Annotated in this window: 14 protein-coding genes; 9 read left to right on the forward strand and 5 right to left on the reverse strand. The window is 68.8% G+C overall.

What is annotated here, in order from left to right; genetic code table 11:
- Positions 1 to 9 precede the first annotated feature (9 nt).
- Both ACQ260_RS11600 and ACQ260_RS11605 read left to right on the forward strand, forming a co-directional pair.
- Positions 10 to 906, forward strand: coding sequence for an alpha/beta fold hydrolase (locus ACQ260_RS11600; RefSeq protein ID WP_432559592.1), 897 nt, complete (start codon positions 10 to 12; stop codon positions 904 to 906).
- Between the two features lie 98 nt (positions 907 to 1,004).
- Complete coding sequence (locus ACQ260_RS11605; protein WP_432559593.1) at positions 1,005 to 1,661, forward strand: response regulator transcription factor; 657 nt, start codon at positions 1,005 to 1,007, stop codon at positions 1,659 to 1,661.
- Between the two features lie 10 nt (positions 1,662 to 1,671).
- On the opposite strand, the gene ACQ260_RS11610 is transcribed toward ACQ260_RS11605, so the two are convergent.
- Together ACQ260_RS11610 and ACQ260_RS11615 are read right to left on the reverse strand one after the other, a co-directional pair.
- Positions 1,672 to 3,576 carry a penicillin-binding transpeptidase domain-containing protein gene (locus ACQ260_RS11610; RefSeq protein WP_432559594.1) on the reverse strand — a complete coding sequence of 635 codons (1,905 nt, stop codon included), beginning with the start codon at positions 3,574 to 3,576 and terminating at the stop codon, positions 1,672 to 1,674.
- The gene (locus tag ACQ260_RS11615) at positions 3,577 to 5,412 is read right to left on the reverse strand and encodes a penicillin-binding transpeptidase domain-containing protein (RefSeq protein WP_432559595.1); all 1,836 of its coding nucleotides are present in this window, start codon (positions 5,410 to 5,412) and stop codon (positions 3,577 to 3,579) included.
- Between the two features lie 222 nt (positions 5,413 to 5,634).
- Here ACQ260_RS11615 and ACQ260_RS11620 point away from each other — a divergent pair, with 222 nt between their 5' ends.
- Positions 5,635 to 6,066: a pyridoxamine 5'-phosphate oxidase family protein gene (locus ACQ260_RS11620; RefSeq protein ID WP_432559596.1), complete on the forward strand. Its 432-nt coding sequence runs from the start codon at positions 5,635 to 5,637 to the stop codon at positions 6,064 to 6,066.
- Between the two features lie 324 nt (positions 6,067 to 6,390).
- On the opposite strand, the gene fdhD is transcribed toward ACQ260_RS11620, so the two are convergent.
- A complete protein-coding gene (gene fdhD / locus ACQ260_RS11625; protein ID WP_432559597.1) occupies positions 6,391 to 7,242 on the reverse strand; it encodes a formate dehydrogenase accessory sulfurtransferase FdhD in 852 nt (283 codons plus the stop codon).
- A gap of 59 nt (positions 7,243 to 7,301) precedes the next feature.
- Here fdhD and ACQ260_RS11630 point away from each other — a divergent pair, with 59 nt between their 5' ends.
- The 5 genes from ACQ260_RS11630 (at position 7,302) to ACQ260_RS11650 (ending at position 12,253) form a co-directional block, all read left to right on the forward strand.
- Complete coding sequence (locus tag ACQ260_RS11630; protein ID WP_432559598.1) at positions 7,302 to 7,697, forward strand: MmcQ/YjbR family DNA-binding protein; 396 nt, start codon at positions 7,302 to 7,304, stop codon at positions 7,695 to 7,697.
- Positions 7,694 to 8,911, forward strand: coding sequence for a pyridoxal phosphate-dependent aminotransferase (locus tag ACQ260_RS11635; protein WP_432559599.1), 1,218 nt, complete (start codon positions 7,694 to 7,696; stop codon positions 8,909 to 8,911). Before ACQ260_RS11630 ends, ACQ260_RS11635 begins: the two co-directional genes overlap by 4 nt.
- A 141-nt stretch (positions 8,912 to 9,052) precedes the next feature.
- Positions 9,053 to 10,123 (forward strand): ferredoxin reductase, encoded by a 1,071-nt coding sequence (locus tag ACQ260_RS11640; protein WP_432559600.1) that lies wholly within the window; start codon positions 9,053 to 9,055, stop codon positions 10,121 to 10,123.
- 32 nt (positions 10,124 to 10,155) lie between these two features.
- Positions 10,156 to 11,418 (forward strand): fatty acid desaturase family protein, encoded by a 1,263-nt coding sequence (locus ACQ260_RS11645; RefSeq protein ID WP_432559601.1) that lies wholly within the window; start codon positions 10,156 to 10,158, stop codon positions 11,416 to 11,418.
- Positions 11,419 to 11,434: 16 nt separating this feature from the next.
- On the forward strand, positions 11,435 to 12,253 hold the full coding sequence (locus tag ACQ260_RS11650; protein ID WP_432559602.1) for a PhzF family phenazine biosynthesis protein: 819 nt from the start codon (positions 11,435 to 11,437) through the stop codon (positions 12,251 to 12,253).
- A 21-nt stretch (positions 12,254 to 12,274) separates the two neighbouring features.
- Here ACQ260_RS11650 and ACQ260_RS11655 read toward each other — a convergent pair whose 3' ends face one another.
- Complete coding sequence (locus tag ACQ260_RS11655) at positions 12,275 to 12,784, reverse strand: hypothetical protein (protein WP_432559603.1); 510 nt, start codon at positions 12,782 to 12,784, stop codon at positions 12,275 to 12,277.
- 151 nt (positions 12,785 to 12,935) lie between these two features.
- On the opposite strand from ACQ260_RS11655, the gene aqpZ reads away from it, so the two are divergent.
- Positions 12,936 to 13,727, forward strand: a complete 792-nt coding sequence (gene aqpZ / locus ACQ260_RS11660) for an aquaporin Z (protein ID WP_432559604.1) — start codon at positions 12,936 to 12,938, stop codon at positions 13,725 to 13,727.
- A 93-nt stretch (positions 13,728 to 13,820) separates the two neighbouring features.
- Here aqpZ and ACQ260_RS11665 read toward each other — a convergent pair whose 3' ends face one another.
- Positions 13,821 to 14,816, reverse strand: a complete 996-nt coding sequence (locus tag ACQ260_RS11665) for a Gfo/Idh/MocA family protein (RefSeq protein ID WP_432559605.1) — start codon at positions 14,814 to 14,816, stop codon at positions 13,821 to 13,823.
- Positions 14,817 to 14,874 lie beyond the last annotated feature (58 nt).

Raw genomic sequence — 14,874 nt, forward strand, 5'->3', positions numbered from 1 at the left:
CCTCGGGGGATGGGCGAGTCCAGCGCGACCATTTCTATCAGATTTTCAGCATTTGCCAATCCGTGGACGGGCGGAAGTTGCCGATACTTTCCTGTTCTGCCAGCGGATAGCACGATTGCGCGGGGAGAGATGACAGCGAAGGAAGTGCGCCCCGGCCGGACAGGGCCCGTGGTCCTGTGCAGCGACGGCCTGGGCGGGACATGGCCCGACTGGCTGCCGCTCGCGGACGCGGTGCCCGCGGCACGGGTGGTGGCCGTGGTGCGGGATGAGGTGGATCTCGACGCTGCGGCCGGGCAGGTCGCTGCGGCCCTGGACGCGGTGGGCGGGGAGTCCGCGGTCCTGGTCGGCCACTCCATGGGCGGCTTCGTCGCGGAGGCTGCCGCCCGGCTGTTCCCGCACCGAGTCACGGGCCTGGTGTTGCTCGACAGCAGCGTGACTCACGTCGGCCCGGTCACGGCCGCCCTCGACATCGTGACCGGCGGTTTGCTGCGAAACACCTCCGCCAGGCTCCCGGCGTTCGCGGATTTCGCAGCACGGATAAAGCATCGGCTGGAACCGGCGGTGGTGCGCCACGACCCCGAACGACGTGCGGTGCTCGACCCTCTCGACGAGGGGATCACGCGGTGGCGTCTGATTGCGGACGAACTCCTGGCGTTCCGGGACTGGGCGCGACGGTTGGACGAGTTGCGGGACACCAACCCACTGGGACGGATCCGGGTGGAGGTGGTGACGGCGACCGGCACGAGGCCGGTTCGCTATTGGCAGCGACAGCAGGCCCACTTGGTCGACCTGCTGCGGCGCGAGCCGTTCGTGTCCGGTGTGCGGCACCACACGGTGCGATCGGGCCATTTCGTGCACCTGGAACAGGCCGGTGCGGCGGCAGCTGCAGTTCGCGCCCTGCTCTGAACGGTCTTGTCCTGATTGATCGTGGCGATTGCCTGGGAAGATTTGGTGTTTTTCAGTTTGGGGGGTTATTGCGCCTGCAGGAAGGCAGGATGGATCGCATGTCCGGACGGGTTCTCATCGTGGATGACGTCGTCACGGCCGGACCGGCGGTCCCGGCCGCGCTGCGGCGCCAGGGCTTCCTGGTGTCCATGTGCGCGGAATCGCGGGATCTCGTGCGGGTGCTGGGCGAGGTCGAGCCGCAGATCGTCATCGTGGGATCGGACGCCCGGGCCTGCGCGGAACGGGTGCGCACGATCAGGCGGCACAGTCGCGCGGCGATCCTTCTCGTGGTCGAACGCGGCGTGACCCAGGCCGAGGTGCGGGGTGCGGATGAATGCCTGCGCCGGCCGTTCGCGATGGTCGATCTCATCGCCCGCGTGCGCACCCTCGCACGCCGCAAGGGCCCGCGGAACGATCCGCGGGAGGTGGCCCTGGGGGACTACAACATCTCGGGCGAAGGCGAGGTGCGGGTCCGGGGCCGGGAAGTGTCACTCACCCGGACCGAACGCCGGGTGCTGGCCTTTCTCGCCGCCCACACGGGCACGACCGTCGGGAAACGCGAGCTGCTGGCCGCGGTCTGGGGGTCCGGGGCCGGCGATCCCAACGTCGTCGAGGTCAACATCTCCACGCTGCGCCGCAAGCTCGAACGCCACGGCCCGCGGATCGTCCACACAGTGCGCGGGCTGGGCTATCGCCTCGGCGAGGAAACCGGCTGAGCGACCACACTTACGATCCAGCCAGGAACGCCCGCAGGATGGGCGCCGCGGCGGCCGAGCCGGAAGTGCCGTCATGCACCCAGACCGCGACGGCCAGGTCATCGGCATAACCGATCAGCCACGCGTGCGTTGCGGGCGGTGAAGCGGTGCCGAACTCGGCCGTCCCTGTCTTGGCGCCTGCCAGCACCCCCGTCAACCCGGTCGCGGTTCCCGATGCCACCGCGGCGGACATCATCGAGCGCAACGCCGCCGCTTCGTCGGCGGACAGTGGCGCGGCGGGGTCGGGTGGGGCGTACCCCCTCACCAGCCACGGCACCACCGTCCGTCCCGCAGCGACTGACGCGGCAACGCCGGCCATCGCCAGTGGAGACGCCTCGACCGACCCTTGGCCGATCAGGGACTCGGCGAACGCAACCGTGTTGCGGGGGTCGGGGACCGCCCCGAAGAACGACGAGAACCCCGCCTCATAGTCCTGGCCCAGGCCCAGGCTCGCCGCGGCCCGCTGCAGGTCGGCCGGGCTGATCCGGGCGTGCTCGGCGATCAGCGCCGTGTTGCAGGATTGCGCGATCGCCTCGCGCAGCGTGATCCGGCCTAGTTTGTCTGCGGGATAGCCGGTGAAGTTCTTGAAGGTCCGGCCGTCGACCGTCACCGTGGCCGTGCACTCGACCGGCGAATCCGGGGTGAACCCGGCGCGCAGCAGCGCGAGCGCAGTGACGATCTTGAACGTCGATCCCGGTGGGAAGTGCCCGAACGTCGCGTGCGGGTCCGTGCCACTGCCCGGGGACACCGCCGCTGCGACAACGGCGCCGTCGGACGGCCGGACCGCCACCAGAGCGGCGGAGCCGGCCGTCGTGTCCATCACGCGTTCTGCCCGCAGCTGCAGGTCTGCGTCGAATGTCGTGTGCACATCCCGCCCGGCCAGCGGCTCGGCCTCGAAGAGCAGCGGGCGGGGGATCGGCGTGGGCGGTGCCGTCGGCGTCGCTGGCGTCAGCGCCCCGGTGGTCGAGGGCCGGGGCGCCAGCCGCACCACGGCACCCGCCCGGCCTCGCAGGGCGGGGTCCTGTCGGCGTTGGAGTCCGCTCAGACCGATCGGATCCCCGGTCAGCACCGGCGGCCCGGCCTGCTGTGCCTGCTCCGCCGTGGCCGCGCCGACGACGCCGATGATCTCAGGCGCGAAATCCCTGTCGACGGCGAGCGCGCGGCTGTCCTGAAGACCGATCGCGCCGGGCAGCTCACGCCAGCCCTCGGGCTGGTCTGCGTCGTGGCGGAGGGTGATGGCTTCGACGAAGGCGTCGGGACCGTACGCCTGCACGCGGGCCGCGAACCGATCTGCATTGACGCCGAGCCTGTCCGCCAGCGCGCGGGCGGCGGCATCCCACTCCGCCGGCGGCACGCGGGACTTGTCGAGCCCGATCCGCAGCACCGGCCGTTCCTCGGCCAGCGCGGCCTGAGCGCCATCGAGGATGCGTCCGCGCGGCGCCGGTCGGGACGTGTGCACGAGTCGGGTCTGGGAAGTCAGCTCGGGGTGGATCATGCCCGCGGTCCAGGCCACCCGCCACTCGGTGCCGGACCAGGTGAGGGTGCCGGTTGAGGTGTACTCCCACTTCGCTGCCGCGAACGGCCACACATAGGTCAGCGGGACCTCGGCGGCGCCAGCCGTCCGCCGCACCTCGCCGTGGGTCACCGTCGGGCGGACGCCGTCCATCCCGGCCATGATCTGGTCGAGCTCGGCCTGCAGGTCGGTGGTCGCGGGGATGCCGCGCACATCCCCGGCGGACAGCGCGGCGACCAGCCGGTCGGCCGCGACGGTCGGGTCAGTCGGGTCCGGCGGCGCTGGCGTACCCCCACCGCAACCGGCCAGCAGCACCGCGAGCGATGCCAGGCCTGCGGTCCCGCGTACGCCGACCCTGCCCACTCAGTCGGCTGCCGACGAAACGGTGCGCACGATCTGGGCGGGAGTCACCGTGGTCTTGGAGTCATCGGCCATCACGACCGCCACCGCATAGTTGTTCGAGGAGCCCACAGCCCAAACCCGCTGGTCAGAACGGCCTGTCGCAACCGTCGTCAAGGGCCGGTAAGAGCTCGCGCGGGACCGCATCATGTCCTGGAGAGCCTTCGCCTCGGTATCGCTCAGGGGCACAGCGCCGTCGAGCTTCGGTTCCCGCCCGGGCACCAGGAAGGGCGAGACGACCTGCTTGGCCTGCACCGAGGCCGCCATCGTCGCCAGCGCGAGTGCCGAGGCCTGCGCGCCACCTCGACCACCCTCACCGACGAGCGCCTCCGCCTTGGCCAACGGGTCACCCGGCGCGGGGAACGAGCCCATGTTGTTCGGCACGCCCAGGTCAAGGTCCTGCCCGAGGCCCAGCGATTTCGCCGCTTCCGGCAACTTCGCCGGGTCCAGTTGCTGGGACGCCGCTGCCACAGCGGTCACGCACTCGTCGCTGAACGCACGGGCCAGCGTAATTTTTCCGGTGCTGCCGCGGTAGGAGTCGTCGTTCTCGAACGTGCGACCGCCGATGGCGACCTCCTTGTCGCAGGTCACCTGCTCGCTCAGCTTGACGCCCGACCGCAGGAGCGCCAGCGCGCCAACCGGCGACGAGGCCAGCCCCGGACCGAACTTGCCGGTCGTCGAGTCGTTCGCCAGCCGGGCGCCAGGCGAGTCCGCGGCAGCCATGATCGCCCCGTTCTCCACCCGCAGGACCACGACGGAAACCGGGACCTTCACGTCCTGGAGCGCCCGCTCGGCCGCCGACTGGATCCCGTCGTCGATGGTGGTCGCCAATGACTTTCCGGGGACATCAGGGAAGTCCGCCAACAAGGTGGCGTTCGTCGGTCGTCCGGCACCGATCGGCTCGTCCCGCTGGGCGAGGAAGACCCTGTTGCCGGTGCTGCCTCGCAGGTCCTTGTCGTAGGTCAACTGGAGACCACTGACCCCCACGAGGTCTCCCTCCGCGATCTCCGAGCCGGGCTGCTGCGCTTGCTCGGCTGTCGCATAGCCCATGTTGCCGAGCAGCGCTTGGGCATAGCCCGCTGTCTGCGGCGCCGGCATCGTGACGGTGCGCATCGCGGCGCCGGGAATCGCCAGGAAGTCTGCCGGCAGGTCGTTCTGCCGGAAGGGTGCGGCGTCGACGAACGCCTCGGCTCCGGCCGCGTGGGCCTTCGCGACGAAGGGGCCGGGGTCGATCTTGGTCTTCTCGGCGATCCGTCGTGCCGAGGCCTCCACCTCGGCGCCGTCGAGGCCGGCCTTGTCCAGCCCCAACATCTGAAGCGGAATGTTCTCCACCAGGACCGCATCGCCGCGCCCGGTGATGTTGCCCCGCTCCGAGGCATCGCCGCGCTGACGTTCGAGCCGGGTCTCCTCGGTCAGCTTCGGGTGCAGAACCGTCGGCGCCCAGTTCAGCTTCCACCGGTCGCCATCCTTGACCAGGACGGCGTCCGCCTCATAGGTCCAGGGCGAGGACAGCGGCCAGCTGTAACCGAGTTTGATGGTCGCCACCTGCGCTGACGGCGACACGTGCGACACCTTGACCTCGGGAAGCATGCCGGACATGCCCTCCAGCAGGATCGGCAACTCCTCCTCGGGATCGCCCTGCCGGATTCCGATGTCCTCGAGCGAGCCCTTCGACAGTGCTTCTGCCAAGGCAGCGGCAGCATCCTGCGGGGTGGCTGACCGTTCCGTTTCGGCACCTCCGGCGCAACCTGCCAACAACACCAGGCCCAGGACCGCGGCCACCGAACGGCGTACTCGCACCAACATCTCCCTCCGACTTGACACGGCCGCGCCGTGCGAATCGGCTCCGATTCTAGTGTCGGCACGACCTGGCAACCGCAACGATCCGGCAACACGCCGACGCAGCCCGTCAGTGAAGCGGGTTAGGGTGCAGTGGTGTTCCGGCCACCGGTTCACAGGGCAGCCCCCGACGCCCATCGCCTTTACTCTTGAGTAGTGACTACAGGATTCGCAGGAGGGGCCATGACCGAGACGTCCACGGGACAGGGTGCCCTGTCCACCGAGGACTGTTGGGACGTGCTGCGCCATCGCGAATTCGGGCGACTCGCCTATGTGATCGACGGCGCCCCCACCATCGTGCCCATCAACTATGTGGTCGACGGCGCGCGCTTGGTCTTCCGGACCACCGACGGCACCAAACTCCACAACATCATGGCCGATCACCGCGTGGCCTTCGAGGTCGACGAGATCGACGATGGCAACGAGATCGGCACCAGCGTCGTCGTCCGGGGCGAGGCGCACCTGCTGCCCGCCGATGAAGAGTTCCGCATCGAGCAGGTCGGGCTCCGCGCCTGGCTCGGACCCGATCGTCCAATCCTCGTCGCCATCGAACCCAACGAAATCACCGGCCGCCGCTATCGGCTCCGGCGCCCGTGGCGACGGATGAGTCGCTGAACTTATTGCGGCGCAATCCGCGCCGCGAACGGTCGGGGTGTTTATTGCGGCGCGATCCGCGCCGCGAACGGTCGCGATATCTATTGCGGCGCAATCCGCGCCGCGAACGGTCGCTCCTCGTTCCTCACGTCGTCGCTCGCTGCGCTCGCTCCTTTGGTTCGTCCACTCGGCCCTAAGGGACGCTCCCCAGGATGCTGCCCCTTGAGTCTTGGCGATCAAGTTGCGTCCCTCGCTCCTGGGTTCGTCCACTCGGCCCTGAGGGGCGCTCCCCGGGATGCTGCCCCTTGAGTCGTGGCGCTCCCCAAATCTCTGCCCGCCGGGCGGTCAGGGCATGCTGAGCCGGTGGGCGCCGGCGTACACATTCATCTTCGGCGGTCGCGTGAAACCCGTCAGCGTCATGCCGGCCTCCAGCGCCATTTCGACGGCCAGCGAGGAGGGGGCGGAGACGGCGACGAGAGCGGGTACGCCGGCCATCAGTGCCTTCTGCGTCAACTCGAAACTGGCCCGGCCCGACACGGTCAGGGCGTGCCCGCGGGCCGGTACCTCGCCGGCCAGCAACGCCGCTCCGAGCACCTTGTCCACCGCGTTGTGCCGGCCTACATCCTCGGCGACGTGCACGAGTTCCCCGGCTGCGGTGAACAGCGCTGCCGCATGCAGGCCGCCCGTGCGGTCGAACGTCCGTTGATGCTCTCGCAGCCGGTCCGGAAGGGACACCAGCACCGCCGGGTCGAACACCACCGGGTCATCCGCGATCGGCCACCGCACCTGCTGCCGGATCGCATCGATGCTGGCCTTGCCGCACACGCCGCACGAGGAGGTCGTATAGAAGTTCCGGCTCGGATCGACCGCCGGTGGTGGGACGTTAGGGCCCAGTTGGATGTCGAGGACGTTGTAGGTGTTCTGCGGCTGACCGGACTCGTCGTCCACCACGGCGCCATCGCAATAGCGAGCGGTCCGGATGTCGTCGATGCCACTGATGACGCCCTCGGTGAGCAGGAACCCATGGGCGAGCTCGACGTCGGCGCCCGGCGTACGCATCGTCACCGCCAACGGCGACCCGTTCACGCGGATCTCCAACGGTTCCTCCGCGCTCACCGAATCCGGCCGGCGCGTCGCTGTCACCGTCTCACCCACGGTCACCCGGGTCACCGGGAATCGGGCGGTCACACGGCCCATGTCGCCTCCTCGTTCACTCCCGGACAGCGTAGGTGACCACCCCCCACTACCATCCACTCATGGCCCATCCGCCCCGTTTCAGCGATGACGACCCGCTGCTCGCTCAGGTCCGCCGGATCTGTCTCGCCCTCCCGGAGGCGGCGGAGAAAATCTCGCACGGTCACCCGAATTTCTTCACCAAGAAGGTCTTCGCGGTCTACGGCGGGATCGTGAAGGGCGATCATGCCGCTGATACCTATGCCCGCTCCATGCTGTTCCTCCCCGACGCCGAGGAACGCCCCGCGCTGCTGGAGGACGAGCGGTTCTTCGTGCCGGCCTACTACGGCCCCGGCGGCTGGCTGGGCATCAATCTCGTGGTCGGCAAGCCCGACTGGACCGAGGTTGCCGAACTTGCCGACATGTCCTATCGCAACACCGCCGCCGCCCGACTCGTGAAGGAGCTCGACGCCCGATGACTGCACCATTCGGCTCCCCGAAGGCCCTCAAGGTCGCCGCCCGCGCCCAGGTGCCACCGTTCGAGGTGATGACCGTGCTCCGGAAAGTTTCGGAGCTGCGCGCGACCGGCCGGGACGTGATCTCGCTGTGCGCGGGGGAGCCGGCGTCGGGGGCGCCGTCGGGGGTACGCCGCAGGGGTGCGGAGGTCGTCACCGACGGGACCCCGCTCGGCTATTCGAACGCGCTCGGGCTCACCGAATTGCGCGAGGCGCTGTCCGGGCATTATCAGCGGTGCTACGGCCTCGACGTCCCGGTGGACAACGTCGCGATCACCACCGGCTCGTCCGGGGCGTTCCTGCTGAGCTTCCTGTCCGCCTTCGAGGCCGGCGAACGGGTGGCGTTGGCGCGACCCGGCTATCCGGCGTACAAGAACATCCTCACCGCGCTCGATCTCCACGTGGTCGAGCTGGACTGCGGGCCCGCCGAGCGGTTCCAGCCGACGGTCGCGCAACTGGCCGAGGCCCACGCCGAAGCGCCGCTCGCGGGCCTGGTGGTGGCCTCACCGGCCAACCCCACGGGCACGATGTTCGCACCGGGGCAACTGGCCGAGATCGCGGCTTGGTGCGCCCGGGAGGGCGTGCGCCTGGTGAGTGACGAGATCTATCACGGCATCACGTTCGGGTCGGAGGCGGAGGAGTGGGGCGGCGACTGCGCTTGGACCACCGACCGCTCGGGCCTGGTGGTGTCGTCGTTCTCCAAGTTCTGGGGAATGACCGGCTGGCGCCTCGGCTGGGCCCTGGTGCCGGATGACCTCATCGATGCCTTCGAGGCACTCGCGGGCAACCTTGCGCTGTGCCCGCCCGTGCCCGCGCAGCACGCTGCTGTCGAGGCGTTCAGCGAGGAGTCGTACGCCGAGGGCCGCGCCGCCATGGCGGACTATGCCGAGGCCCGGGCGGTCGTGCTCGCCAGGCTCGACGACCTGGGCTGGGTCGACGTGGCGCCGGCGGACGGGGCGTTCTATGTGTACGCCCGGATCACGCCGGTGCTCGGGGAGTTCGCGGACTCGCGTGCGTGGGCCGACGCCCTGCTGGCTGCGGAAGGGGTCGCGGTGACCCCGGGGGTCGACTTCGATCACGTGCACGGCGATCAGACGATCCGGATTTCTCTGGCCGCGGGCCGTGCAGCGGTCGACCAGGCGCTGACCCGGATCCTCCGGTTCCAGAACGCACGGTGACGACAGGTGGCACACGGTTCCTGAGAATGTTGGCCTGTTGCGGCCCAAGGGCTGCGCACTCTCGCCGCCCAGCTGAGAATCATTGCCTATTTACACAACCTACGGTTTCGTAAGTTACGAAACCGTAGGTACTCTGGAAGAGTGACCGCTACAAGGACCACCGTCCGACACCGCGTCCATCGATTCCTCGACCTGGTGACCACGCCGTTGGTCCCCGCCGACTATCTGGACCTCATCAACCCGCTGAGGCCCGGAGCGGATCTGCGTGGGCGCATCGTGGCGGTGCGCCGCGAGACCGCTGATGCCGTGACGATCGAGATCCGGCCCGGCGCGGACTGGCGGGGGCACGTTCCCGGCCAGCACGTGCGGATCGGCGTCGACGTGGCCGGAGTCCGTCACCACCGCACCTATTCGCTGACCTCTGCGCCCGGCGAACCCACGATCAGCATCACCCCCAAGCGCATCAGCGGAGGGCTCGTGAGCAGCCACCTCGTCGAGCGCGCGCAGGTCGGGGATCTCGTCCATCTCGCCCAGGCAGCGGGCGACTTCCATGTCCCGGTGGAGGCTCCGGGCAAGGTTCTGCTCGTCACCGCCGGTTCCGGCATCACGCCCGTCCTCGGCATGCTGCGGGCCGGGCTGTCGGACGCAACCGACGTGGTGCACGTCCACTCGGATGCCGGCCCGGACGACATGATCGCCGGCGCCGAAATCCGCGCCCTGGCAGCCGGCGGCCGAGTGCGCCTCATCGAACGGCACACCGCGACCGCGGGCCGCCTCACGGCCGCCGACCTTTGTGTTCTCGTGGACGACTGGGCCGACCGAGAGACTTGGGCCTGCGGGCCTGCCGGTTTCCTGGACGCGCTGACGGACCACTGGGACGACCACGGTCTTGCCGACCGGCTGCATACCGAACGCTTCACTCCGGCGCCGCGCGCCATCGTGGGTGATGGCGGCTTGGTGAGCTTCACCGAGAGCGCGCTCGAGATCGACGTGCCTGCCGGCCGCACGCTGCTCGAGGCGGGCGAGGAGGCCGGTGTGCTGATGCCCTACGGCTGCCGGATGGGCATCTGCCATGGTTGCCTTACGCCGCTCAGTCACGGCACGGTCCGTGACGTGCGGACCGGAGCTCTTGTCATCGCACCCGAAGGGGAGTCCCTGCCCATCCAGACCTGCATCAGCGAAGCCGCGGGTCCGTGCCATCTCGATCGTTGACACCCCCACACGCGACCCGCGAACGGAGTCCCATGAGCCTCGCCCTGCGTACCACCTCTGCCGACAACACAACCGACATCGCGCCGGACGCCGTCGTTCCGGCCCACCGATCCGCCGACTCGCTCACGGTCGCCGAGATGGACGCGATCGGCGCGGAACTCGACGCCATGCGTGTCGAGGTGATGAACGACCTGGGTGCGGATGATGCTGCGTACATCCGCCGGGTGATCAAGGTCCAGCGCTCGCTGGAGCTGACGAGCCGGGCGATCCTGCTGTTCTCGGGTTTCCCGCCCGCCTGGATCGCCGGGACCGCTGGGCTCGCGATCGCCAAGATCCTCGAGAACATGGAGATCGGTCACAACGTCCTCCACGGCCAGTGGGACTGGATGCGCGACCCCAAGATCCACTCCACCACCTGGGAATGGGACCACGTCACGCCCGCCAAGCACTGGAAGCAGTCTCACAACGACTCGCACCACACCTGGACGAACGTGCTGGGGAAGGACGACGACCTGGGCTATGGGGTCCTGCGCGTCGATCCGGCCCAGCCTTGGACGCTCGGCACACTGGGGCAGCCGGCAGTCGCGGTGGGGAACGCGCTCGCGTTCGAATACGGCATCGGCGCCTATGACGCCAAACTCGGGCCCTATCTGCGCGGCGAGGTGGATCGTGAGACCTTCGAACCCCGGCTGAAGGCGTGGATGGACAAGGTGCGCAAGCAGGCGGCCAAGGACTATCTGGTGCATCCGTTGCTGTCGGGCCCGGCCTTTGTGCCGACGCTGGCGGCCAATGTGGTCGCGAACGTGATCCGCAACGTGTGGAGCAACGCGATCATCATGTGCGGCCACTTCCCGTCCGGGGTCCAGACCTTCAGCGAGGAGTCTCTGGAGGGAGAGACCCGCGGGCGTTGGTATGTCCGTCAGATGCTCGGCTCCGCCAACATCACCGGATCGAAGCTGATGCACATCATGTCCGGCAACCTCTCGCACCAGATCGAGCACCACATCTTCCCGGACATGCCGAGCAATCGATATGCCCAGGTGGCGCCGCGCGTGAAGGCGATCTTCGAGCGCTACGGCCTCCACTACGAGGCGGGCTCACTGCCCCGCCAGCTCGGGTCGGTGTGGGCCAAGTTCTTCCGGCTGTCGCTCCCGAACCCCGAGCCCGGCCGTTCGCGGGGACGCATCGTTCTCGATGCGGTCGCCGATGCCGCCGGAGGGTTGGGCGCGCGGATGCGCGAGAAGGTACGCGGGCTTCGTGCCCCGCAGGCCCGCGCCGCGCTCGCGATGGGCTGAGCTTGAGAATGGGGGCATGACCCACGATTTCGACCAGGTCGACGTGTTTTCCGCCGAACCTTTCGGCGGGAATCCGCTGGCCGTGGTGCACGCGGCCGACGATCTCGACGACCCCACGATGGCCGCGTTTGCGCGGTGGACCAATCTCTCCGAGACGACATTCCTGCTGACTCCGACCGATGCCGCCGCGGACTATCGGGTGCGCATCTTCACCACGGGCGGGGAATTGCCGTTCGCCGGTCACCCCACGTTGGGCAGTTGTCGCGCGTGGCTCGAACGCGGCGGTGTGCCGCGGGGCGCCGAGGTCGTGCAGCAGTGCGCGGCCGGGCTGATCCGGATCCGGCGAGTCGGTGACCTGCTCGCGTTCGAAGCGCCGCCGCTGGTGCGGTCGGGCCCGGTCGACGCTGCAGAGGCCTCGGCAGTGCTGGCGGGGCTTCGGCTCGGAGGTGCCGTGGACATGGCGTGGATCGACAACGGCCCCGGCTGGATCGGTGTCCGGCTCGAAAGCGCTGAACAGGTGCTGGCAGTGCAGCCGGACCCCGTTCGGTTGCGGCACAACGTCGCCCTGATCGGGCCCTGGGGTGGGCGGGGCCCTGCGGAGGTCGAGGTGCGGTGCTTCGTGTCGGAAGCCGGGATCGTGGAGGACCCGGTGACGGGCAGCGCCAACGCGGGGTTGGCGATGTGGCTGACGGCTTCCGGCGCCCTGCCGGCACGGTATGTCGCAGCGCAGGGCACTGTCATCGGGCGCGCCGGCCGAGTCTTCGTGGAGCGGGTCGGCGACACCATCTGGGTCGGCGGGCACGCGCGCAGTCTGATCCGTGGCATGTGGGGATAGCAGTGGCCGCCACTCGGCAGTTCAGTCGGCCTGATCGAAACCGACAACGACAGCGGTGAACTGACCGCCCTGATAGTCGAAGACCAACTCGGGGCCGTTCGGACCCAGCCGGCAGGACGTGAGGCAAACGGGATGACGGCTCGCCTGATAGGCCAGCAGTGCCAGCCGACCCTGCTGGCACCGGACGAGGATCCCCGTGCCATCCGCGAACCAGATCCGCGTGGCGCCTGGGATCGGCGCAGCGGCGATCCGGCGGACCGGTGAGCGTCGGCTGATCACGCGCTGCAGCCGCGACCTTAGGCGTGACTCGGCGTCGGCGGGGAGAGCCGCGTGGTGTTCGGCGACGATGGCCCGCAGGCTGGCCGACAGTTCGGACAGATCGTTGGGGTCGAATCGGTCGAGGGAATCGGCGGGGTCGTTCCGGTCGAATCCGGGCAGGCCAGCGCGGTGCCGTCGGGTCCGACGGCACCCCAGCCACACCATTGCCACGAGGCCTGCCATGACCAGCAGGAGCGTCAGCGAGAGCTCCATGGATCAAGTATGCGTCGATCGGTGGCGGTCCGTGGAGAGGGCATAACAGCCGATGCAGGAACCGGAATCCCACTGGGTCGGATGACCACCGGAGTGTCTGCCGGATCCCATAAGCTCGCCGGGTCCGACCCCTTCTGTGGAGAGTGAACAAATGACCAATCCCCCCATGCGTGCCCGCCTGTGGGCGGAGTTCCTGGGCACCTTCTGGCTCGTCCTCGGCGGCTGCGGCAGCGCCGTCCTGGCGGCGAAGGTGCTGAGTGATGATCCGACCCCCGTCAACATGGGCATCGGCTTCGTCGGTGTCGCGCTGGCCTTCGGTCTCACCGTGCTGACCGGCGCCTACGCCCTCGGTCACCTTTCCGGCGGCCACTTCAACCCCGCCGTCACCATTGGCGCCTTCGCCGCGAAGCGGATCGAGGCCGGCGCGGTGCTGCCTTATATCATCACCCAGGTCGTCGGCGGCATTGCTGCTGGTGGCGTGCTCTATCTGATCGCGTCCGGCAAGGACGGTTTCGCCATCGACGGGACGGCCGCGGGCTCGTTCGCCACGAACGGCTTCGGTGACCTGTCGCCGAACGGCTACAGCCTCATGGCGGCCCTGATTATCGAGATCGTGCTGACCGCGATCTTCCTGTTCGTGATCCTCGGCGCCACCGACAAGCGGGCTCCGGCCGGCTTCGCGCCGATCGCGATCGGTCTGGCGCTGACCCTGATCCACCTCATCTCGATCCCGGTCACCAATACCTCCGTCAACCCGGCCCGTTCGCTGGGTGTCGCGGTGTTCAACCCGGCTGCGCTCGCGCAGGTCTGGCTGTTCTGGGTGGCCCCGATCATCGGTGCGGTCATCGCAGGCCTGACCTACAAGTTCCTGCACGCCGAGGTCCCCGGTGAGGAGGAACTGGTCCGCAGCTCCGCGGTCGAGGACACGGCCGCACACGGCTGAGCTCCCGAGCTCGAACTGATCCGAGTACGCCCGTCCGGCCATGCGCTGGGCGGGCGTACTTTCTTTTTCTCGGGAGCCCGGCGAACTGCGGCGTCAGTCGAGTGGGGCAGTCTGCTCGGTGTGATGCACACCGATCTGACGTGCGCACTCGTCGAGGACGCGCATGACCTCGAGGGTGTCATCGAGGGGCATCGTGGCGGATTCGGTGTCGCCGGCCAGCACGCGTTCGCTGACCTCGATCAACTCGTGGCTGTATCCCAGACCCAACGGGGGCCGGCTGATGGTCTCCGGTTCGGCGTCGGGGCGGTGGAGCAGCACGGTCGTGGGGTGGTGGAAGCGCGGGAGGATCTCGACCCAGCCAGCCGTGCCATAGATCGCGAAGCGGCCCGGTCCGTGTGCGTCGAACCCGATCGAGAGAGCGGACAGGCCGCCATTGCCATGTCGGAGGTTGATCGTCGCTGCGGAGTCGGCGCCGTTTGCATAGTGGCGGGCTTGGCAGTCGATGGCGGAGACGTCTCCCAGGAAGTGTTGCGCGAGGCTGACGGGATAGCAGCCAAGGTCAAGCAGGGCGCCACCTGCGAGCTCCCGGGCGAACAGCCGATCGGTCTCGGCGAATTGGCGACGGGCCATCAGATCCGCCTGAATCGTCAGTGGCGTCCCGATGGCGCCGGCTCTGATCCGTTTCCGGAGTTCGACGATCGCCGGTTGGAAGCGCGTCCACATGCCCTCCATCGCGAACACCCGATTGCGGCGGGCCGCCTCGACGAGGGTCACTGCTCCGGTGTGGGTGGCCGTGAAGGCCTTCTCGACCAAGACGGCCTTGCCGTGCTCGATCGCGGCCAGAGCCAGGTCGCAGTGGAGCGAATGGGGGGTGGCTATGTGAATCGCGTCGATCGCGGGGTCCTCGAGGAGTGCCCGATAGGAACCAAGCGGTCGTGGGACCCCATGGCGGGCCGCGAACTCCTCGGCTTTGGGCAACGACCGGGAGGCCACGGCCACCAGTTCGGCGTTGGGCACGAGCGCAAGGTCCTGAGCGAGCAGGCTTGCCATCGCGCCCAGGCCGGCGATTCCCCATCGGATGCTCGTCATGCCTGGATCTTAGGTCCCACGACTTTGGCGGGGGTTGTCCACAGAGCGGGTTGGGGCC

The sequence above is a fragment of the Ammonicoccus luteus genome, from assembly GCF_050880385.1.
Lineage (GTDB): Bacteria > Actinomycetota > Actinomycetes > Propionibacteriales > Propionibacteriaceae > Enemella.

Excerpts from the sequence above, each read along its gene's own strand:
- ACQ260_RS11665 (WP_432559605.1), bottom strand. The coding sequence starts at position 14,816 with ATGACGAGCATCCGATGGGGAATCGCCGGCCTGGGCGCGATGGCAAGC.
- ACQ260_RS11635 (WP_432559599.1), top strand. The coding sequence starts at position 7,694 with ATGACTGCACCATTCGGCTCCCCGAAGGCCCTCAAGGTCGCCGCCCGC.
- ACQ260_RS11620 (WP_432559596.1), top strand. The coding sequence starts at position 5,635 with ATGACCGAGACGTCCACGGGACAGGGTGCCCTGTCCACCGAGGACTGT.
- aqpZ (WP_432559604.1), top strand. The coding sequence starts at position 12,936 with ATGACCAATCCCCCCATGCGTGCCCGCCTGTGGGCGGAGTTCCTGGGC.
- ACQ260_RS11605 (WP_432559593.1), top strand. The coding sequence starts at position 1,005 with ATGTCCGGACGGGTTCTCATCGTGGATGACGTCGTCACGGCCGGACCG.
- ACQ260_RS11630 (WP_432559598.1), top strand. The coding sequence starts at position 7,302 with ATGGCCCATCCGCCCCGTTTCAGCGATGACGACCCGCTGCTCGCTCAG.
- ACQ260_RS11645 (WP_432559601.1), top strand. The coding sequence starts at position 10,156 with ATGAGCCTCGCCCTGCGTACCACCTCTGCCGACAACACAACCGACATC.
- ACQ260_RS11600 (WP_432559592.1), top strand. The coding sequence starts at position 10 with ATGGGCGAGTCCAGCGCGACCATTTCTATCAGATTTTCAGCATTTGCC.
- ACQ260_RS11650 (WP_432559602.1), top strand. The coding sequence starts at position 11,435 with ATGACCCACGATTTCGACCAGGTCGACGTGTTTTCCGCCGAACCTTTC.
- fdhD (WP_432559597.1), bottom strand. The coding sequence starts at position 7,242 with ATGGGCCGTGTGACCGCCCGATTCCCGGTGACCCGGGTGACCGTGGGT.
- ACQ260_RS11655 (WP_432559603.1), bottom strand. The coding sequence starts at position 12,784 with ATGGAGCTCTCGCTGACGCTCCTGCTGGTCATGGCAGGCCTCGTGGCA.